The organism is Pseudoalteromonas sp. MQS005 (assembly GCF_001661605.1).
Lineage (GTDB): Bacteria > Pseudomonadota > Gammaproteobacteria > Enterobacterales > Alteromonadaceae > Pseudoalteromonas > Pseudoalteromonas tetraodonis.
The window spans coordinates 1-20,462 of the sequence record NZ_LYRQ01000041.1 but is presented as its reverse complement, the minus strand read 5'-3'; the positions used below and the strand labels follow the sequence as shown (position 1 = coordinate 20,462).

The window sequence follows — 20,462 nt, the reverse complement described above, 5'->3', positions numbered from 1 at the left end:
AAGCTTGAAAAAAATCACTAATAAACGAGAATATCCCCTTATTGTCCTCTTAAGTAAGTAATCGTGATGAAAGGTAAAGCCACCTCGTTTGATATAGCCCACTATGCTGGGGTGTCTCAATCTACAGTTTCCCGTGCTTTACGAAATAGTCCATTGGTAAATGACGAAACACGAAGACGTGTTCACGATATTGCTAAAAAACTTAATTACAAAGTAGACAAAAACGCCAGTAACCTTCGCACTCAACAAAGCAGTACCCTAGCATTGCTGTTGTTCGAAGACCCAACCTCAGATGAATCACAAATCAATCCGTTTTTTTTAGCCATGCTGGGGAGTATTACTCGTGCCTGCGCAAAAGAGGGTTACGATTTACTTGTTTCATTTCAATCAGCCAGCGCTGATTGGCAAGCAGACTACGAAGACAGCCATCGAGCAGATGGAATAATCTTATTAGGCTATGGCGACTACATTGATTTTCAACCAAAATTTAATACCTTGCTTGAACAAAACACTAAATTTGTTTGCTGGGGAGCAAGCGTTGATAACCGCCCTGATTTAACTATAAGTTGCGATAATTATGGCGGTGGTAAACTTGCCGCTGAGCATTTACTTGCGCATAACCGAACTGATTGTGCATTTATTGGCGATGCCTCTGATCACAGCCCTGAGTTTTTTGCCCGTTTTAATGGCTTTAAAGACGAACTACAGCAAAACGGTGTCACCTTAAATGATCGTAAAATTGCCAATGCAATTTCTACCGAAGAATCTGGCTACCATGCTACTCGCTCTTTAATTGCTAATAACATTACTTTTAATGCACTTTTTGCTGCCAGCGATTTGATTGCCATAGGCGCAATACGCGCGCTTAAAGAAGCTAATATTAACGTGCCAAAAGATGTAGCCGTAATCGGCTTTGATAATATTTCTATTGCCAGTTACATTAATCCTCCGCTCACAACCATAGAGCAAAACACCACTATAGCGGGGCAAATGTTAGTTGAAAACTTACTTAAATTAATTCGTGGTGAGCAAGTACAAAGTACCCTGCTGCCACCGCGTTTAATTGCGCGTGGCTCAAGTTAACTCATTGCGTGAGGCCACCCTTTAAAAAGTAGCCAAATCCCCCTCCTCTTACCCTTATATTTATTTGGGCTTTATTGGCTTAATTACGGTCATTTGTCCTTGCTGTTTTTACCAGCAAACCAAAAGTGTTCTTTAGATTAACAGCCTATTCACACCTTGCTATAACATTAGTTTTTTTAATCCGAAAGTGGCTGTTTTTAATGTGATTTTTCACTCGTCAATGCACTATTTTATCTCTACAATCGCACTTTAATTTTTGCTCTTAAAAGTTTAAGTGACTATTTCATGCTACTTACTATTGTTTACATCATCGGAATTACAGCAGAAGCCATGACCGGTGCACTCAGCGCTGGGCGCAGAAACATGGATTGGTTTGGGGTTATGCTAGTAGCCAGTGCCACAGCCATTGGGGGTGGCAGCGTACGCGATATTTTACTGGGCAATTACCCGTTAACGTGGGTAAAGCATCCTGAATATTTACTGATCACTTGCGTGGCGGGTATTGTTACAACTTGGCTAGCAAAATGGGTGGTTAAATTTAAAGGCATATTTATGCGTTTAGATGCCTTAGGGCTTGCCGCATTTAGTATTATTGGCTGCCAAGTTGGGCTTAATATGGGTTTGCACTATGGTATTTGTGTGGTCGCTGCTATAGTTACCGGCGTATTTGGTGGATTATTGCGTGATTTAATTTGTCGCCAAGCACCACTGGTATTACACCATGAACTTTACGCAAGTGTAGCGCTAATAGTCGCGTGTTTATACTTAGCACTCCATCACTACAACATTGACGACAATATCAGCGTGGTTGCAAGTTTAGTAGTAGGCTATTTAATTCGAATGGCATCGGTACGCTTTAAATGGCGCTTACCGACATTTAACTTATTAGAGCCCGCTAACTTAAATAATGAGCAATAACAGTAGCGGTTAATGCCCACCTCCACTAGCGCTTTTAAAGAGCCCGAATACTTTTCGGGCTAATAAACTGGCCACAAAAAATAACCCCAAAGCAAAACACAGTATGCTCAAGGGCATAAACAAGCTTTCATGTAGAACACCATTATGATCAACATATTGATACAGACTGTGCTCTATCAGCATAAAACCCGTGCCAAGCAATAAAAAGCAAACACTCAATGTGGCTGTTTTGTTTGTAAAAAAGCGCATAATCTATCCATAACTATTTTATTAAATTGTCGGGATAGCAGTTTGAATGAGCGAATATTAATCTACAGTGACTGAGCAACATTAATTTTTAAAATAAAAGTCACGCTCATTAAACTAAGCTTTTAGACATATAATAAAACCTGTCGTCTTCTTTATCTATGCTAAAACCTGAACGTGTGTAAAGCTTGTGCGCAGGGCTTATTTTAAAAACGCGAAGCCTAAGTTGCATAGCACCTCTGTGCACAGCTAAACGAGAACACTCACTAATTGCTGCTGCACCAATACCCATATTTTGAAACGCAGCATCTACTTGTAAGTCACGTATATAGCAACCCTCATCATCGAAAGCCAAGCGCATTGCACCCACTACATCGCCATTTAACAAAACATCCCAATTTTCAAGGTCTGAAATTTGCTCACATATTTTAAGTTGCTGCCAATCAACACCATAATGCTCATAATATCTACGCATATTGGTATAGGTTAACTGTGCAGAAGCCATTAGTTCGGCTGTGGGCTGATAATACATATTCATTATTGCCATTCCTTTGTTTAGCGACTTTTACAAAGCATGCTGCGGCTGATGGTTTTTAAAATACTTATTTACTAATAATGACTGCAACAAGCTAGTACTACTTGATGTAGCCCAGTATAAGCCAATTGCAGAAGGAAAATTAACGAGAGTAACCACACAAATAATTGCGGGAATTAGGAACAATAAAGTGCTGGTTTGCTCTGCGCTACCAGGCATCATCATCATAGATAAATATGTAATAGCCCCCACTAATAAGGAAAGCGCAATATCAGGCTTTGCAATATTGGCAATCCAGGCAAACTTACTAGTAAATACAATTTGTTGCAGAGCCTGAAAAGTTCCAAGGCCAAATACCCCTTGGCTTGCCATATTAATCACACTTTTTTTATCGATAAACTTAATGTTGTGCTTTTTATACAGTGCCATTGTCGATTGGGCTATTTGACTGGGTTGATCTTTATATTTGTTTTTTATGCTATCTAGCTCAGGTTTTAGTGCGGCAATTGCTTTTTTGTTTCTAACCATATTAGCCATAGCGACAAGGTTAATCGGCATTAAGACTAATCGTCCAATAACGGTAAACAAAATAATAGCAGCCGCTTGGCTTACGCCCACCTCTTGGTAAAAAAGGTGATTGATTGCACGATAAAATCTGTAAATAAATTCCAAATTTCCATTTTAGTTTTCCTTTTAATATTATGTATTAAAAGTAACCACCACGACATACTATGTCAAGAGTTTATTTTAAACTAAAATCAACTCGCTATGTTTAAGGGCCTATTAGGCTGTGTTACTCCTTAATGTTATGTGGAGTTGTTCACTAAAACGGGTGAGGAGCAGTGTCCTGCTTTAACGACTTGTATGGATAATAAACCCATAAATTAATTAATACTTTAACCTAGTTCGGGTAATGTGAGGCCCAAGCTTTGGCTGCAACCAAAGCCTTTTATACAGTAGTTCGATTGAGCGTAGGCTCCTCTATTGAGAGACCGGTAACAAGTTAGAACGCTGTATAAACTCCAAGCATTAAACTCGGATAGTCAACGGGGCCTCGAGCCCGAATAGCAAGGCAGAGTCAGCTTATTATGAATAAAATAAATAATCAAAATGAAATTAACGTCGGTGTCGATACAGGTAAAACACAACTCGATATTTATATCAGGCCTTTAGACATTTACTTTACTGTAGAAAATAATCAAAGTGGCATTAAACACGCCATTCAAATCTTAAAAAAACACCCAGTAACACGCGTTACTATTGAGGCAAGTGGACGTCTTGAACAGCCTTTTATCATAGCCTGCGCTGAGGCGAATATTCCATTCGTTATTGCTAATCCCGTGAACATAAAACGCTTCGCAGGCGCTATCGGCCAAAAAGCAAAAACGGATAAACTTGATGCACAACTTATTGCTCACTTTGGTGAAGCGATTAAACCGCCTTTATCATCTTTAAAGCCAGAGCAAATGCGCTTGATGAGCGATTTACTCTCGAGAAGACGTCAGTTAATGAATATGCAAACGATGGAGAAAAATCGCTCTCAAATAATGCCAAAAACACTATCGTCACTCATAAAACCTATCTTAACTGCACTGAAAAACCAAATAGATAAAGTCGATTTAAAACTTCAAAAATTGATTGAAGAATGAGACGAATACAAAGCAAAAAATGCCATTATCCAAAGTGTGCCAGGTGTTGGCAATGTGGTCGCATTTAACTTGCTTAGTGATATGCCTGAGTTAGGTTATGTGAACAACAAAGAGGCCGTTTCTTTAGTGGGTGTAGCCCCATTTAATCGTGAAAGTGGCGTGTATCAAGGTAAGCGAATGATACGTGGCGGCCGACCTAAAATAAGAACTGCCATGTACATGGCGATGATGTCAGCCATTCAGTGCAACTCTAAATTTAAAGACCTTTATCAACGCATGTTTAAAGCAGGAAAGCCTAAAAAGGTAGCCATTATTGCGTGCATACGAAAGCTGGTAGTCATCATAAATTCTATGGTGAGGGATGGTGCCATGTGGGATCCTAAAATGGTTTAAAATTAGGAATTGACACCATAGTCACTTGTTATGTTACTTAATTAACCTGAACTGGCCTTTTAAAAATATAGTTTTTACCCTCAATATGAACCAATTCCCAGCCATCTTCACCATATTTTGAAAGAAGCTCTTTTTGCGTATTAGAATATTCCTTTTCGATTTCTCTTAGCTCTCTACCAATAAGCCCATTTTTAAATGGATTTACATTTATAGTTTTGTATTCCCATTTCAACGGCTTAATTGATGTACTTGTACAGCCTGAGATTAGAAAGAGTGTTAATAAAGCTCCGATGCTTAATTTCATAAATATCCTTATCTAGTAACATAACGCCCATTTAAGGGGCTGTTAATTGTTTGCTAAAATGTGTAGCGTTGCGAAACCGAGCAAACTGTTAGCAGTCCCGCTTTAAATTCTTGTTAGGTGTTTTTATCACTTTTGTCTGGAATATCATTGCACAAAGCACACTCTACACCTTTACGTGATTGATATAGTCTTGAACATATAAACACTGCTGTTGTAATCAATGACCAAGTACAAGCAAAAGTTAATGCTTCTTGAACTGAGTGCTGTTTAAGCAACTCAACTATAAAAAGTAAGGCTGCTACTCCAAGAAATACTTTTAATGCTCTAACGAACCAAAACTTAAATCCCATTTGAACTCCAAACCTTAGAAACACCTAACAATTTTATAGTGCGCTCGTCGCGTACATTTCTGCCAACGTCACGCTAATATATTTATTAATTACTTTTTTAACAAATAACTTAACTCATTGCTAGCTATAATTATTTCTTGCTACTAAATATAATATGAAAGATGAAAATGCGCTCGTCGCTCATTTTCTTGAATATAGAAGGAAACAACTAATCTATATATTTATACAGCCTTAAGCATTGATGATGATATGAAAACGCGTTCCCCATTTTTAAATTACATTGCTGGATATATGTTGGTACATCAGTATTCATTACGTACCGTGGGCACCTACCTGAGGTGGATTGCATCTTATATTCATTTTCATGATAAGTGCCATGACGCCAGAAGAAGTTAAGCGACTTATGATTCATTAAAATGGGGTATAACTTGGGGGGAATGCAATAATAGCACTTTTACCAAAAGGGGCTAATGTATATTAGCCCCTTTTATGTACTTTATTTACAGTGTGTTATTCAGTAACAACAAACCATAAGCTGCGAGTTGCTCGTCATTGAGGTCGTGTTGCCAGCTAGGCGTTAACCCCTGACGTTTTATACCGCTGATGCTTTGCGGGTTAGCGGTTAAATTAAGAATAAACATACTTTTACTGCCGTTTAACTCGCGGGTTATTTCAACTAGGCCGTTGTCGTGTTGCGTTAATTCATAACTGCCTTTAATACCCAGCTCTGGGCGCTGTTTTTTTAGTACGATTAAGTGCTGATATAAACGCCACAGTGAGTCAGATTGTGCTTGCTGTACTTTAACATTGCGATCACCTGCGCTAAGCTGCTCGGCTAAAAATTCAGGCCACCAGCTTGTAAAGTCTTTACCAAATAATTCACTTTGTTCAACCCAGCTCGTTTTAGCTTTGGTAAAACCGGCTTGATTGCTGTTGTCCCATTGCATAGGCGCACGTTTATACACATCGTGACCTGTGCCACCTTGTGTTAAGCCTATCTCTTCACCGTAATAAATATACGGCGTACCAGGAGAGCTAAATAACATGGCGGCAGCAAGTTTTGCTTTATCGTCGTGCTCTGCAAGTTGATAAGCGATACGTTCTTGGTCGTGATTAGTTAAAAACGGTGCAAAAAAATCAAGCGGCGCAGTTGAATCAATACGCTGCTGTAAATTTTGTTTGAGCACATTGGCATCAACTGCGTTGATTTTTTGATTAGATTGCATGGTGCCAAATTGCGCTTCACCACTGACATCGGGTTTTAATAAGCCCAGTATTTTATAGCCCACTTCAAAATCAAAGCCTTGATCGAGGCCTTTACCTTCGCCAAAGTATTTTGCTGCAACGGGAATGTCTGCCCAAGCTTCACCCACTAAATATGCCTCTGGATCAACGCTTTTTACGTATTGGTTAAAGTGCTGCCAATATGCAATGGTTTCGTCGGTATCGGCTTGCGCATCTGCGCCACCTTCCATTGCAAAACGAACTGCGTCTAATCTAAACCCTGCAACGCCTTTATCAAGCCAAAACTTAGCCATTTTTTCCATTTCGGCAACAACATCTGGGTGGCGTAAATTCAAGTCAGGTTGGCTTGCTCCAAACGCACCATAGTAATACTGCTGGCGTGTTTCATTCCAATGCCATACTGCATCGGGTTGGTCGTTATTACTCCATGCGTGGCCCCAGCCACTTCCGGCTTTTGGCATATCGTCGCGCCAAATAAAGTAATCAGCATAAGGGGCTTGTTGTTTTGCTGAACGCTGAAACCATTCATGGTTACTTGATATATGGTTTATAACTAAATCAAGTATGACTTTCATGCCTTTATCATCAGCGGCTTTTATAAAGGCTTCAAACTCGGCCATGCTGCCGTAGTCGTTTTCTACTTGGTAAAATTCAGTAAAATCATAGCCATGATACGACGGTGCTTCAAACATGGGGGTTAACCACAGTGCATTTACGCCGAGCTCTTGTAAATACGGGAGCTTTTGGGTCATACCGTTAAAGTCGCCATGACCATCAGCATCGCTATCGTAAAAGCTGCGTGGCCAAATTTGGTAAAAAATGGCGCTTTCCCACCACGGGCTTACTTGTTGTTTAGTATTTAATTGCGATGTCTCGGTGTTATTCGTGTTGTTATTTAATGATGGTGCGCTTTGGCAGCCTGTTAGCATGATTGCTAATGCTAATGCGCTCAAGGTAAATGTTTTCATTTCAGCCTCGTTATTATTATAATAAATAACATAGCCGTATTTTACTACGGCTATGTTAATTAACCTGAACTGCGGATAGTTTGTGGTTATTTTAGTGCTTTAGTTACCACCGGATAATGATCCCATACTTGTTTGTCGCTTAGTGAGCGCACTAGCTTCACGTATTCAGCATGCGTCCACGCCAGTGGTGTGGCCGAGTTTGTACCCTCGCCTAACGTGTATCCTGCTTTATTTACGCCTACGCCATCCCATACTTGTTCTGGTAGCATCATACCTTCGTTAGCAAATTGCTCTAGCCCTTTTACATAGCTATTTTTAATAGCCTGCTGTTTTGTTGCATCTAAGGTATTATTAGCATTTGCGGCGGCAATTTCATAATGACCACGTTCACCGGTAAAAAATGGCCAAACTCGCCCACGTTGCCCTGGGCTATTTTTTCCACCTTGCGCATAGTTAGCGCCAGTTACTTCATCTTCACCGTACCCGTCGTTACCATAGCGGCGGTATCCTGCAAATGTGCCGCTGCCATCAATAAACTCAAAGCTGTATTTAACTTGTAGGTTATCGGTTAGGGTTTCGTCATCATATTCTGGGAGTGTTTTTACTATGCTAGGCGCTAGTGCATCACGTACACCATAGCGAACGAGCTCTAAAAATCCACCATCGAGAATTTGCTTTTTATTAAACCCTTCACGGCCATTATTGGCGTTAATTTTAGTATTTGAATTGGCGTCTTTGTCTTGACCAATACGTATAAAATACTCGCCGTCTGATGCGTTTGATTCTAAATTTCCTGCGGTGGTAAACATCATGCTTTCTATATCGGCGTTGTAACTTTTTGCTGTTGCAAGGTAGCGTTTAGCATTTACCTCATCACCTGCCATTTTTGCAATATCAGCGGCGGTAATTAAACCGGCAATAACAGCAGCGGTGGTTGATGGCGAATACCCTTCTTGCTCTTCCCAACGCTCTTGTTGAGTCGCAGGTGGGGTTATTTGCATGTCGTTCCATAGGATTTTAGCGCGCCCACCGTCTACCAAAAAGTCAGCGGCCGGTTTTAACATGCGGGTATACCAATCAGTTAGCTCAGCATCACTTAACACATCTGCCTGATGAAGCTTCCACGCTAGCATAATAGGCATAGCGGTTTGGTCTAGCTGTACGCCTACCCATTCAAGTTCGCCATCTACGTGTGTTTTTTGTAAAAACCACCCTGTGTCGCCTTTGTTGCCCGGGGTTTTGCTGTTTACTTGTACTTTTTCAAGGTATTCAAATGCGGTTTTGGCTGTTGCGGTATCGCCTAGTGCCATAAATGCCATGGCAACTTGATAAAAGTCGCGCACCCATACCGCTTTGTAACCGGTAGAGCCGGTTTTCGACGATACGGTTTCACCCCATGGGTTAGATAAAGAGGCAATAAGTGCCCCAGCATGAGTTTTGTCTTCTTGCGCTTTTAACACCATAGCACTGGTGTAAAGTAACTTGCCGTTATCAGCGGTTTGTTCGCTCATGTTGTTTAGCGGTGCAAGGCTTTGCAGGTAGTCTTGCCAACCAAGCGCTTCGCCTTTACCGTTGTAATTATCAAGCACAGCTTGGTAACCTTTGGCTAGCGTAGCTTGCCCTTGTTTAAAGCTTGATTGCTGGTTGTTACCAAAGCTTAGGGTTAAATCGAACTGGCTGTTTTTACCAATTTCACCCAGCTCTGCAAATAGGCTAACATTACCCGATTGTTCACCGGTAGTTTTATAAACTCGGGTAAGCTGCTGAGTTGTTTTAAGCTGGCTTAAACCATCACTCACGCCCGTAAAACCGACACTTGTTTGTTTAAATGGCTGTGCACCTTGCAATGACAAGTAATTATCGCCCTGCCACGCTACCAATCCTTGCTCGGTGGTTTTTGCAAAGTCATCTAAGCCGTTGTTGTTTATATACGGGTTAACTGTTACATATGCTTTTACACCGTCAAGCTGGGTATTAAAAATACTGCGTACAAATAAGCTTTGACCGTCTGGGTCGGTAAATATATGTTTTTCCAGGCTAAAGCGACCTTGCTTATCTTTGCTTACTACTTTGTATGCTAATGATAACGGGCGGCCTTTATCGTCTTTGTATAAGTAATCAATGGTAACGTCTAAATCGTCAGCTTCGGTGACTGTAAAATCTTTTCCGACTACAACAAATTGCATGTCTTTAATTTGCGCTTGATGAATAAGCCCGAACATGGTTTCGGTGATCATCCCTTTGGCAATCGAAAACCATACTTTTGACACTTTACCTGTAGGTGCTTCGTCACTGTAATGGCCATTTTGGTATTGCTCAAAAGACGTGCCTATCCCAGTTTTGCCTGCGTATGCCCAAAATGGGGCTTCGCCTGGTGCGCCTGGCGCACTCACTGATGTTTTTGCTACTGCACTGGTTTGCGTATTTTGCACGCCACAACCTACAAGGCCTGCGGCCAATATTGTCGCGGTAATTAGGTTATATTTTTTCATTTTAGCCCCTTAAATTAAGACTGTTTAACACGCAGTACGGCAACCGCTGCAAGTACAAAAGACACAGCACCTAGCATCAATGCGTAAATAGGTTGATTTTGGAAAAAGTGACGGAGTATCAGGCCAAGTACACTGGCGGCTAATAATTGTGGGATCACAATAAAAAAGTTAAATATTCCCATATACACACCCATTTTATGACTCGGTACTGAGGTACTTAACATGGCGTAAGGCAACGACAAAATAGACGCCCACGCAAAACCAATACCTATCATTGGCCAAATAAGTAAGCTCGGATCTTTTATAAACATAAAGCTCGCTAAACCTAAGGCACCTAAAATAAGGTTAAGTGCATGCGCTAGTTTTAAACCAACACGCTTAACGATGATCGGGATACATAAAGCCGCCAATGCAGCAAAACCGTTGTAAGCCGCAAATAAAATACCCACCCAGTCTGCACCATTGTTATACGCCGCTGAACTTGTGTCGCTGCTACCATAATGAAAACTGGTTACCGCTGAGGTGGTGTAAATCCACATGGCAAATAAAGCAAACCAGCTAAAAAACTGTACCCAAGCAAGTTGTTTCATCGCCTCTGGCATGGTGAATACATCGTTAACGACTTGGTAAAAGCCACCGCTGGTGTGGTTTTTTGCCTGAAGTGCGGCTGCAATAAATTGAATAACGCCAAAACTCACTAAGCCAGCTGCTAATAGGTACAGCTCTTTTTCTAGGTTTAATCCCGTGACTAAACCAAGTACGGCAAGCCCTAGCACGGTAAATACACTGCCGCCTTTACTAAAGTTAATTTGTGCACAAACCGTCTGTTCAACTTGAGCTTGCTCTTGTTGATTAAATGCGGCCAATTCTTCAGGTGAATATTCTTTGGTGGTTATAATTGTCCAGCCCACTGCGACCAGCAATACAACTGCACCAAAGTAAAATGAGTACTTTACTGAATCAGGAATTTGCCCTGCAGCGGCGGTGTTGGCAATATCAAACCAGTTCGTCATCATCCAAGGGAGTGCAGAAGCAACCACGGCGCCTACGCCTATAAAAAAGCTTTGCATTGCATAGCCAGTAGCACGCTGTTTGTTTGGTAGGTTATCGCCTACAAGGGCGCGAAATGGTTCCATGGTGACGTTAATCGATGCATCCATGATCCATAACATGCCCGCTGCAATCCAAAGTGTTGGTGAGTTTGGCATAATAAATAACGATAATGTGGTTAAAATAGCGCCGTATAAAAAAAACGGACGACGGCGACCTAATTTGCCCCACGTCTTATCACTCCAATAACCAATAATTGGCTGTACAATTAAACCGGTAAGTGGTGCTGCTACCCACAAAATAGGAATATCGTCTACATTCGCCCCAAGGGTTTGAAAAATCCGACTTACGTTACCGTTTTGCAGTGCAAAGCCAAATTGAATGCCTAAAAAGCCAAAGCACATGTTCCATATTTGCCAAAAGCTTAAGGTTGGTTTGTTATTATAATTCATGGTCAGCCTTATTTGTTAAAACGGCACTACTGAGTGCATCAAGGGTCAGCGTAAAGGTTGTATTTTGTTTCTCATCGCTCACCAAAATACCGTTATGCGACTCTAATAGATCGTAAAGCGTTGAGTTTGGTTTGAGCATTGTTGCTTGATTGGGCGTGAGCGTAATAGTGACTGTTTGCGCTTGCTGACTAAAGTTACTCAGCACCCATAATGATTGCTGTCCTAGGGTGCGTACAAAACCTACCACTCTATTACTGCCTGTTACCAACAAGGGTGCCATATCGCCGGCAACAATCGCTGGTAAATCGTTAAGTGCCATAATTGAAATGTAATATTGGCGTAATTGCGCTTGTTCAGTTGTTAACTGACCGCCATCAAATTTACCGTTGTTCATCCACGCTTGGTGAGCAGGAACACCAATATAGTCAAAAATACTGGTGCGAGTCGGGCTACCAAACCCCGCGTTTTCTGAGCCATCTTCACCGACATCTTGACCAAAATAAAGCAAGCTTGGCGAGCGACTGATTAGGTGAGAGACCAGCATTGCTGGCTTGCCCAATGCGGCATCGCCGGCAAAATCAGGACTTGCGATACGTTGCTCGTCATGGTTTTCTAAAAAGTGCAGCATATGTTGCTCTATGTCAGCCACTTTTTGCTGAGCATTAAAAATACTACTTGCGGCTTGCTTGCCTTGCATTATGGCTTTTAAGGTGTCGTAAAAGCCTACTTTGTCATACAAGTAATCCATTTTACCTTGGTGAATATAAGTTCGGTACATCAATGGGTTGTACACTTCTGCAAGTAAAAACGCATCGGGTTTATGCATTTTTATCGATGAATTTAAAAAGCTCCAAAATTCAACCGGCACCATTTCAGCCATATCATAGCGAAAGCCATCCACGCCTTTATCTAACCAATAAAGCGCAATATTTCTAAATTTATACCAGCTATTAGGTAACTCTTTATCTTGCCAAAAGGCGTAATGAGCGCGGTAGTCTTGGTGTTCTAGCGCCTTAGGTAAAGTTGGAAAATCTAGGCTACCATCGGGTTTAACGCCGTAGTTTACTTTTACTGTTTCGTACCAGTCGTTTATATCAGGCTGTGGAGAGCGTGCACCGTTTCCTGTCCATTTAGCCGGTGTTTCATTAAATTTACCATCAGCTAAGGGATGAGAATTTCCGCCAAGCACTTGATAACTGTCGCTCGAAGGCACTTGAAATGACTCACCAGGTACATAATAAAAGTTATTATTAACATCATAGTCTTTGCTGGTATCGTCTTGTTCACCAAAGTCTTTAACGCCATTAGGCTTAGCCGTTGAGTGGTAATCACGTGCAACGTGATTGGGCACAATGTCTATTATCACTTTCATATCATGATCGTGGGTACGTTCAATAAGCGCGCTAAACTCTTCGATTCTGTTCGTTACATTTACCGCCAAATCAGGATTTACATCGTAATAATCTTTAATTGCATAGGGCGAGCCTGCACGCCCTTTAACCACATCTGGATCATCCTGACTAATACCATATTCGGTGTAATCACCCACTAAGGCATGATGTAAAACGCCGGTATACCACACATGCGTAGTACCCAACTCTTTAATACCTTTAAGCGCAGCATCGTTAAAATCAGCAAACTTACCCACGCCATTTTGCTCTTTAGTACCCCACGGAATATTAGCTGTTTGCGTATTACCAAATAAACGAGTAAACACTTGATAAACAACTGGCTTTACAGGCTCTGTCTTATTTACAACCGTTTTTGCTTGCGTGCTTTCATTATCATCACTGCAGCCTTGCACAACTAATGTGCTTAATAGCAGCAAGGGTATGTAAAATCTTTTTTTCATTGTGTGTGTCATTTTTATTTCAGTGTTGTCATTGGTTTATACTAAAGCTAACTGTAGTTTGGTTACAGTTGCTGCATACGTATTCACAGCTATATTCAGACCCTGTTAACCCAAAAATTAAACTGCCAGCATGAAACTTTTTTTGGGGCTTACTTTGGTTTTAAACTACTTAAAAATACGGTGTGACTTGGCAGTTGCTCTACCGTTGAATTTATTAATGTTTTTAAATTACTAAATAACTCGGCTAATTGCTCATTGGTTAATGAATCTGCTAGTGCACCGTAATCATCGGGTAATAGGCCTTGACCTATCATGACTTGTTGCCATGCCACTTCGGCAAATAACTCGTCGTTTTCGCGCACTACTTTGCCTGTTTGTTTAAATAAATCCATTTTATGCGCTAACGATTGCGGAATTTCCATTTGCTTACATTGACGCCAAAATGGAGTATCTTCCCGCTCAGTTAGCTTATAGTGCAAAATAATGAAGTCACGAATATGCTCGATTTCGGTGATGCTTTGCTTATTAAATTCTGTTACTAACGCATCACTAACCCCATGGCGAGGAAATAACTTAATTAAACGCGTCACAGCACTTTGTATTAGGTGAATACTGGTTGATTCAAGTGGCTCTAAAAACCCACTCGATAAGCCAATGGCAACGACGTTTTTATGCCACTGTTTTAAACGACGACCCGTTTTAAACTTAATTAATCGGGGTTCAGTAATAGGCTCTGCAGGAAGATTATTGAGTAATAATTGTTTTGCGTCGTCATCAGATATATGGCGGCTACAATATACTAAGCCATTCCCCATTCTGTGCTGTAATGGAATTTGCCACTGCCAACCGGCACTGTGCGCAATTGAACGTGTATAAGGTTTTAATTCATCATTTGATGCTGTTTGTACTGCAATGGCGCTATCGCAGGGTAAGTAGTGCGACCAATCTACATATCCAGTATTGAGTGTTTGCTCAATCAGTAAGGCACGCAGACCCGTACAATCTAAAAATAAATCGCCACTGATACTGCTGCCATCATCAAGGGTTAGGCTCTGAATATTGCCACTGGTTGGGCACTGCATGACCTCATTAATTTTAGCATCTAGATGTTTTACCCCCCGCTCTGTGGCTAAGTGCTTTAAAAACTCAGCATACAAACTGGCGTCAAAATGATACGCGTAGCTTAATCCTGGCAACGACGTGTTAGAAATGGTATTCAGTGGAGCAAATTTATTGTTTTTCGCAGCCTGATAATTTAATGAAAAATCCCAAAAATCATCTTTGCACCCTTGCGTTTGGCCTTTAAGCCAAAAATTATAAAAGTCACAAAAAGGAAAGTTTTTACCCAAAGTGCCAAACGCATGCATATAACTGTGTGCTGAGCTTTTCCAGTTTTCAAACTCAATACCAAGCTTAATCGTCGCGTTAGTAGCACTTATAAAGTGTTGTTCATTGATACCCAATGCATTATTTAACTGCATTATAGGGGGAATAGTGGCTTCCCCTACGCCCACTGTGCCAATGTGAGTTGATTCTATTAGGGTAATATTAATTACTTTACCTAATACTTTATTTAACAGTGCAGCGGCTATCCATCCAGCTGTACCACCGCCTGCAATGACGACGTGTTTTATTGGCTTCATATTATTGCTCACTTTTTTAAATCAGAATTTAAAAAGTTTGATAAAACTTAGGTAAGGTAGTTATAAAAAAGCCCTTGTAAAACTAATTACAAGGGCTAATAACTTAACTAAATTTCAGTTAAAGCTTGTAGCTAAATCCAAGAATAAAGTTACGCCCATAATCTTGGTAATCACGCACTTGTAAAGCATTATCACCACTTAGTGTTGTAAATGGTTCTTCAGTGATATTTTGTACTTGGAATGTCACATTTAAGCCATCTAAGCTCTCAACACCTGCTTCGCCAAAATCGTAACCAACTTGTACGTCCCAAATTGTTTCACCTAAGATATTCACTTGCTGAGTTTCATAACCTGCGTTGTAAATATCACCTTTAAAGTCGCTACGCTTTCGCATACTAGTACGTGCTTGGAAGCCATAGTTTTCATAATAAAAAGTTATGCTTTCAATTTTATCCGACAAACCAGGTAATTCGTATTCATTACCGTTTTGATCTTCAATATCTTGTTCAATTCCTGTATGGCTGGCAATTAAACCAAAACCTTCTAATGAATCACTAAAAATATTAAACGGTAGAGCAAGAGACAATTCATAGCCCCAAAGATCTCCACCACCGCCATTCACTTTACCTGATCCAGTACCGGTACTATTCTCTGGTATCTCACCCGTTGAAGGGTTAGCAACTCCTGACATATCAACTTCGTATACACCATCAAATATCCATTGGCTTAAGTCTTTATAAAATACAGCCGCTGAGAAGTATCCTTCTGCACTAAAGTAGTTTTCATAAGTAAAATCAAAACCCGTTGCTTCTTTTGGTTCAAGTGTAGGATTACCACCAGATACTGACCAATAGTTGCCATTCTCATCAGGACGCTCAGAATTGTAGCTCGCATTAACAGAAGCATTCATTTCATCTAGGCGGGCTCGTGAGATAGTTTTAGCGGCACCAAAACGCACAGTTTGATTTTCATCTAGCGCTAAAGATAAATTAAGACTAGGTAAAACATGACTATAATCGTGTGACACATTGTTAGGAACGGCGTCAACTAGACCAGTCACGTCATTCGGCACAGCCGCAAAACCTTGCGAAGATTGCTCAGTTCTAACATAGCGAACACCAAAGTTACCTGTTAATGGTAGTTCACCTACTTCAGCATTAATATCAGCTTGAACAAAAAACGCCGTAACTTTTTCTTGAACTGTGTACGACTGCGTAGTGTGTTTTATATCCGTTAAACTTTCTTGAATTGAGTCATAATATCCATCGTCAACTAGTGCACGGGTATCATAGGCAATCATATCCCCCATACCGATAAAGCCTAAGCTAGCTGTTCCGAGGCGATATTGCTCTGGAACGACAAGCGTACCAGGACTATCTAATGAGAAATCGCTTAATGTTAAGTAATACCCTTCAGACTTTTTACTCTTCTCGCGGTCGCGATATGACATACCAAAACTTACTTTGCTTAAGTAATCGTTTTCTAATAGCTTGCTTGCTGCTAGTTTTAAAGTATGTAGTTCATCATTAACTTCAGGTGCATTAATAAAGCCATCTTGTGCGGTGTTTTGATAAGCCGTATCATTTAAGCCGTACTTATTATTTAGCGCTGAGCTGGTTCCCCATGACAAAGGACCACCTAACTGAATTAAAGCATAATCACTATAATCTAACTCGTGGCTAAATTTGGCGCCGGTATTGCCGCCATCAAGTGAGTAACCAATGTTGTCAGCAATACCGTTTGCATCGCCACGGCCTGTGCCAGAATAACTTTGTAAGCTCCAGTCCTTACGCTCAACTTCAGATAAGCTCGCATCAAACTCTACCGACCATGAATCGTCAATGTCATATTTAGTATTAAATCCAAATTGCGTTAATTCAGCATCACGTTCTTCAACATCATTGCGAACTACAACGCGTTGACCTTGCGTTGTTGCACTGGTGATAAAGCCAGACTGTTCATCTACAGTAACACTATTCGGGTCGATGCTACCTTGACCCCAGGCGAAAGGTACTTCAATACCACGTAAGATTTTTTCATCGTTAAAATCTACATATAACGCATCAAACGTCATGTTTAGACGATCATTTGGTGCAGCTTCCACTACTAGCATCGCTGAATCACGTTCAAGTGTTGATGAACGTACGAATGGTTTAGCGCCGCCTAAGATAGAATAATTCTGTCCATCAACGTCGAATTCAGGGTATCCCCAAGAATTCCAGCGTTTTTCTTGATTTGGTGAGCTCATTGTGTTGTAAGCAAATGCAACACCTATAGTGTCATCTGCAAACTGATCAATGTATGAAACCGTGCCACGAAAGCCTTTATCATCACCATCAGGGTTTAGCTTATCAAAACCTGACTGCTCTAACTGACCATTAAACATGATCACGCGCTCGCCTTTACTTAAAGGCTTTACCGTTTGCATGTCGATTACACCGGCAATACCTTCTGCTTCAATGCTAGCACTTGGTGTTTTATAAACGGTTACGCCGCTCATTATTTCTGATGGGTAAAGGTCAAACTCAACACCACGGTTGTCACCAATCGATACTTGCTCACGACCATTAAAGGTGGTTGCGCTTTCGTTTTCGCTAAAACCACGAACACTTACACGACTAGCACGGCCATCAAGACGCTGGGCTGTTAAACCAGGTAAGCGTGCAATTGACTCAGCAATAGATGTATCTGGAAGTTTACCAATGTCTTCTGCAGAGATAGACTCAACCACCTGTGTTGAAAAACGCTTAGTATTAATTGATTCAACAACACTACCGCGAAAACCTTTTACTTCGATGATTTCTACATCATCATTTTTTATTGTTTCTTCTTGTGCCGCAGTGGTGGCAAAGCTTGATAGTCCGGCAGCAGTTAATGCTAGCGTTAGTATACTTGGTTTGAACATAGCCATAATGTTTTCCCGTTACCCATAATGTGATACCCGCTTACTTGCTTAAGTGATAGTTAAGCCTGCGAGCTTATTTTGTTGTCAGGATGAATATTAACGCTCGTATTATTTTATTAACAACTTTATGCATACGTATTCAAAGTTACACCACACGCATTAAGTTAACATTAAATTTACACACTGTTTTATAAGTGACTGTTTTATTATGAGTTATTTTAGTGCAATTAGCATTTATAGCTTTAATGATAGTCATTATTTATTTTTTGATAAAATAAGTGTGTCATTAAACATAAATAAAGTGACACGACGCTATTTTATTTTCTAATTTATTATTATGGAGAACATTTATTTATGTACAATTGGTAAGACCAATATTAATAATCACCAATTTAGTGCACCCCCTTATTTTTAAGCACCTAAATAACGCAAACAATAAATTAACAATTTAACAAACCAAATTGGTAAAGAGATATTCAATAAACCGGCGTTAAAATCGATGAAATAAGCGATTGATTTAACCTCTTTTAATGGCCTTAAAACGGTGCATACGTATGCAGACTTTTTACAGTATGACGGGCTTCAAGTATGCTTTTTCAAATAAACGAGGATTAACACCTCTAAAAAAGAACAACACAAAGACAGTGTGAAAACGGAGAAAGGCATGGCCCAAAAGCAATGGTATAAAGGTGCGGTTATTTATCAGGTTTATCCGCGTAGCTTTCAAGATAGCAACAACGATGGCATTGGTGACTTAAAAGGGATAATTAATCGCATTGATTACATTAAAAGCTTAGGGGTGGATGCTATCTGGATCTCACCTTTCTTTAAATCACCTATGAAAGATTTTGGTTATGATATTAGCGACTATCGCGATATCGACCCCCTTTTTGGTAACTTAGATGATTTTGATGAGCTCATTGCGCAAGCACATCAACGCGACATTAAAATTATTATAGACCAAGTGCTTAGTCACACCTCAGATCAACACCAATGGTTTATTGATAGCCGTGAAGATTTAACCAACGATAAAGCTGATTGGTATGTATGGGCCGATGCTAAAGAAGACGGAACAGCACCAAACAACTGGTTATCAATTTTTGGTGGCGGTGCATGGCAATGGGAGCCGCGTCGTGGACAATACTACTTACATAACTTTTTCACGGAACAGCCAGATCTTAACTTTCATAACCCTGATGTTCGCCAAGCTGTATTAGATAATGTTGAGTTTTGGCTTAAAAAAGGCGTTGATGGTTTTAGGTTAGATGCAATTAACTTTTGCTACCATGACGCACAGCTTCGTGATAACCCTGCAAAACCAAAAGAAAAGCGTCAGGGCCGTGGTTTTAGTGAAGATAATCCGTATGCTTTTCAGTATCACTACTACAACAACACACAGCCAGAAAACATTGAGTTTATGCGTGATATTCGCACCTTGCTCAATAAATACCCAGGAACCGTGTCACTAGGTGAAATTTCATCTGAAGATTCATTAGCCACCATGGCAGAATACACCCAAGGCGGCGATAAACTGCACATGGGTTACAGCTTTGAGCTACTAACTGATGACTACTCGAGTGAATATATAAGAAACACCGTTACTACACTTGAACAACGTATGACTGAAGGCTGGCCTTGCTGGGCATTTAGTAACCATGACGTAGAGCGCGTTGCAAGTCGTTGGAGCGAAACGGGTGAAGTAAACCCTGCGCAATGTAAGATGTTAACCGCCCTATTGGCCTCGTTACGTGGTAGCGTGTGTATGTATCAAGGTGAAGAACTCGGGCTAGGTGAAGCCAGTGTTGCGTTTGAAGATTTACAAGACCCATACGGCATTACGTTTTGGCCAAACTTTAAAGGCCGTGATGGTTGTCGTACCCCAATGCCTTGGGAAAACCTTGATAGCTCACATGCCAATGCTCACAATGCGGGCTTTAGTGAAGTAAAACCGTGGTTACCTATTGATCAACAACATAGACTGCAAGCAGTTGCTGAACAAGAGAATGATTCAAACTCAATATTAAATGCGTACCGTGAATTTATGGCATGGCGTAAAAACCAGCCGGTATTACTTGAAGGTGATATTGAGTTTTTACAAACCAAAGAGCCAATCTTAGCGTTTTACCGTACTCTAAACGATGAAAAAATGTTGTGTGTATTCAATTTGAGTGCTTCACAAGCAAAACTTACTATTAATGCAAGTGTTGAAAATGAACATAGCGACCTTTCTCATCACAACGCAAAGCTTGATAATGAAACACTGACAGTTGAGCCATTTGGTTGTTATTACGCCCACTGCAGTTAATATTTATATTATTATAAAAAACCCGAGCACTGCTCGGGTTTTTTTAGCATTTTTTAATGGCTAATTGTTTTA

Annotated in this window: 14 protein-coding genes and 1 pseudogene; 4 read left to right on the top strand and 11 right to left on the bottom strand. The window is 40.5% G+C overall.

Features of this window, described 5'->3' with window-relative positions; translation table 11 throughout:
• The first annotated feature begins 66 nt into the window (after positions 1–66).
• Together A9479_RS13995 and A9479_RS13990 are read left to right on the top strand one after the other, a co-directional pair.
• Positions 67–1,083, top strand: a complete 1,017-nt coding sequence (locus tag A9479_RS13995; protein WP_013464820.1) for a LacI family DNA-binding transcriptional regulator — start codon at positions 67–69, stop codon at positions 1,081–1,083.
• Between the two features lie 285 nt (positions 1,084–1,368).
• Positions 1,369–2,001, top strand: a complete 633-nt coding sequence (locus A9479_RS13990) for a trimeric intracellular cation channel family protein (RefSeq protein WP_064663745.1) — start codon at positions 1,369–1,371, stop codon at positions 1,999–2,001.
• 9 nt (positions 2,002–2,010) lie between these two features.
• Here the strand turns inward: A9479_RS13990 and A9479_RS13985 are convergent, their stop codons facing one another.
• The 3 genes from A9479_RS13985 to A9479_RS13975 all read right to left on the bottom strand — a co-directional run bounded on the left by A9479_RS13985 (position 2,011) and on the right by A9479_RS13975 (position 3,454).
• A complete protein-coding gene (locus tag A9479_RS13985) occupies positions 2,011–2,250 on the bottom strand; it encodes a DUF3955 domain-containing protein (RefSeq protein ID WP_064663744.1) in 240 nt (79 codons plus the stop codon).
• Between the two features lie 109 nt (positions 2,251–2,359).
• Positions 2,360–2,785, bottom strand: a complete 426-nt coding sequence (locus A9479_RS13980; RefSeq protein WP_064663743.1) for an N-acetyltransferase — start codon at positions 2,783–2,785, stop codon at positions 2,360–2,362.
• A gap of 27 nt (positions 2,786–2,812) precedes the next feature.
• Complete coding sequence (locus A9479_RS13975) at positions 2,813–3,454, bottom strand: membrane protein insertase YidC (RefSeq protein ID WP_231893574.1); 642 nt, start codon at positions 3,452–3,454, stop codon at positions 2,813–2,815.
• A 416-nt stretch (positions 3,455–3,870) separates the two neighbouring features.
• Here A9479_RS13975 and A9479_RS13970 point away from each other — a divergent pair.
• Positions 3,871–4,824, top strand: a pseudogene (locus tag A9479_RS13970) (IS110 family transposase).
• 37 nt (positions 4,825–4,861) lie between these two features.
• Here the strand turns inward: A9479_RS13970 and A9479_RS13965 are convergent.
• The 8 genes from A9479_RS13965 to A9479_RS13930 all read right to left on the bottom strand — a co-directional run bounded on the left by A9479_RS13965 (position 4,862) and on the right by A9479_RS13930 (position 18,091).
• Positions 4,862–5,128 (bottom strand): DUF4177 domain-containing protein, encoded by a 267-nt coding sequence (locus tag A9479_RS13965; protein WP_013464815.1) that lies wholly within the window; start codon positions 5,126–5,128, stop codon positions 4,862–4,864.
• 113 nt (positions 5,129–5,241) lie between these two features.
• Entirely contained in the window at positions 5,242–5,478 is a 237-nt protein-coding gene (locus A9479_RS13960) for a hypothetical protein (protein WP_064663742.1), read from the bottom strand.
• A 500-nt stretch (positions 5,479–5,978) separates the two neighbouring features.
• A complete protein-coding gene (locus tag A9479_RS13955; RefSeq protein ID WP_064663741.1) occupies positions 5,979–7,691 on the bottom strand; it encodes an alpha-amylase family glycosyl hydrolase in 1,713 nt (570 codons plus the stop codon).
• Positions 7,692–7,777: 86 nt separating this feature from the next.
• Positions 7,778–10,183: a glycoside hydrolase family 15 protein gene (locus tag A9479_RS13950; protein WP_064663740.1), complete on the bottom strand. Its 2,406-nt coding sequence runs from the start codon at positions 10,181–10,183 to the stop codon at positions 7,778–7,780.
• A 14-nt stretch (positions 10,184–10,197) separates the two neighbouring features.
• Complete coding sequence (locus A9479_RS13945; protein ID WP_064663739.1) at positions 10,198–11,685, bottom strand: MFS transporter; 1,488 nt, start codon at positions 11,683–11,685, stop codon at positions 10,198–10,200.
• On the bottom strand, positions 11,675–13,537 hold the full coding sequence (locus tag A9479_RS13940; protein WP_029609931.1) for an alpha-amylase family protein: 1,863 nt from the start codon (positions 13,535–13,537) through the stop codon (positions 11,675–11,677). Before A9479_RS13940 ends, A9479_RS13945 begins: the two co-directional genes overlap by 11 nt.
• Positions 13,538–13,686: 149 nt before the next feature.
• Positions 13,687–15,180, bottom strand: a complete 1,494-nt coding sequence (locus A9479_RS13935; RefSeq protein ID WP_064663738.1) for a tryptophan halogenase family protein — start codon at positions 15,178–15,180, stop codon at positions 13,687–13,689.
• A 118-nt stretch (positions 15,181–15,298) separates the two neighbouring features.
• Entirely contained in the window at positions 15,299–18,091 is a 2,793-nt protein-coding gene (locus A9479_RS13930; RefSeq protein ID WP_064663737.1) for a TonB-dependent receptor, read from the bottom strand.
• A gap of 658 nt (positions 18,092–18,749) precedes the next feature.
• Here A9479_RS13930 and A9479_RS13925 point away from each other — a divergent pair.
• Entirely contained in the window at positions 18,750–20,390 is a 1,641-nt protein-coding gene (locus A9479_RS13925; RefSeq protein ID WP_064663736.1) for an alpha-glucosidase family protein, read from the top strand.
• The last annotated feature ends 72 nt before the right edge of the window (positions 20,391–20,462 follow it).

Excerpts from the sequence above, each read along its gene's own strand:
- A9479_RS13995 (WP_013464820.1), top strand. The coding sequence starts at position 67 with ATGAAAGGTAAAGCCACCTCGTTTGATATAGCCCACTATGCTGGGGTG.
- A9479_RS13990 (WP_064663745.1), top strand. The coding sequence starts at position 1,369 with ATGCTACTTACTATTGTTTACATCATCGGAATTACAGCAGAAGCCATG.
- A9479_RS13985 (WP_064663744.1), bottom strand. The coding sequence starts at position 2,250 with ATGCGCTTTTTTACAAACAAAACAGCCACATTGAGTGTTTGCTTTTTA.
- A9479_RS13980 (WP_064663743.1), bottom strand. The coding sequence starts at position 2,785 with ATGAATATGTATTATCAGCCCACAGCCGAACTAATGGCTTCTGCACAG.
- A9479_RS13965 (WP_013464815.1), bottom strand. The coding sequence starts at position 5,128 with ATGAAATTAAGCATCGGAGCTTTATTAACACTCTTTCTAATCTCAGGC.
- A9479_RS13960 (WP_064663742.1), bottom strand. The coding sequence starts at position 5,478 with ATGGGATTTAAGTTTTGGTTCGTTAGAGCATTAAAAGTATTTCTTGGA.
- A9479_RS13955 (WP_064663741.1), bottom strand. The coding sequence starts at position 7,691 with ATGAAAACATTTACCTTGAGCGCATTAGCATTAGCAATCATGCTAACA.
- A9479_RS13950 (WP_064663740.1), bottom strand. The coding sequence starts at position 10,183 with ATGAAAAAATATAACCTAATTACCGCGACAATATTGGCCGCAGGCCTT.
- A9479_RS13945 (WP_064663739.1), bottom strand. The coding sequence starts at position 11,685 with ATGAATTATAATAACAAACCAACCTTAAGCTTTTGGCAAATATGGAAC.
- A9479_RS13940 (WP_029609931.1), bottom strand. The coding sequence starts at position 13,537 with ATGAAAAAAAGATTTTACATACCCTTGCTGCTATTAAGCACATTAGTT.
- A9479_RS13935 (WP_064663738.1), bottom strand. The coding sequence starts at position 15,180 with ATGAAGCCAATAAAACACGTCGTCATTGCAGGCGGTGGTACAGCTGGA.
- A9479_RS13930 (WP_064663737.1), bottom strand. The coding sequence starts at position 18,091 with ATGGCTATGTTCAAACCAAGTATACTAACGCTAGCATTAACTGCTGCC.
- A9479_RS13925 (WP_064663736.1), top strand. The coding sequence starts at position 18,750 with ATGGCCCAAAAGCAATGGTATAAAGGTGCGGTTATTTATCAGGTTTAT.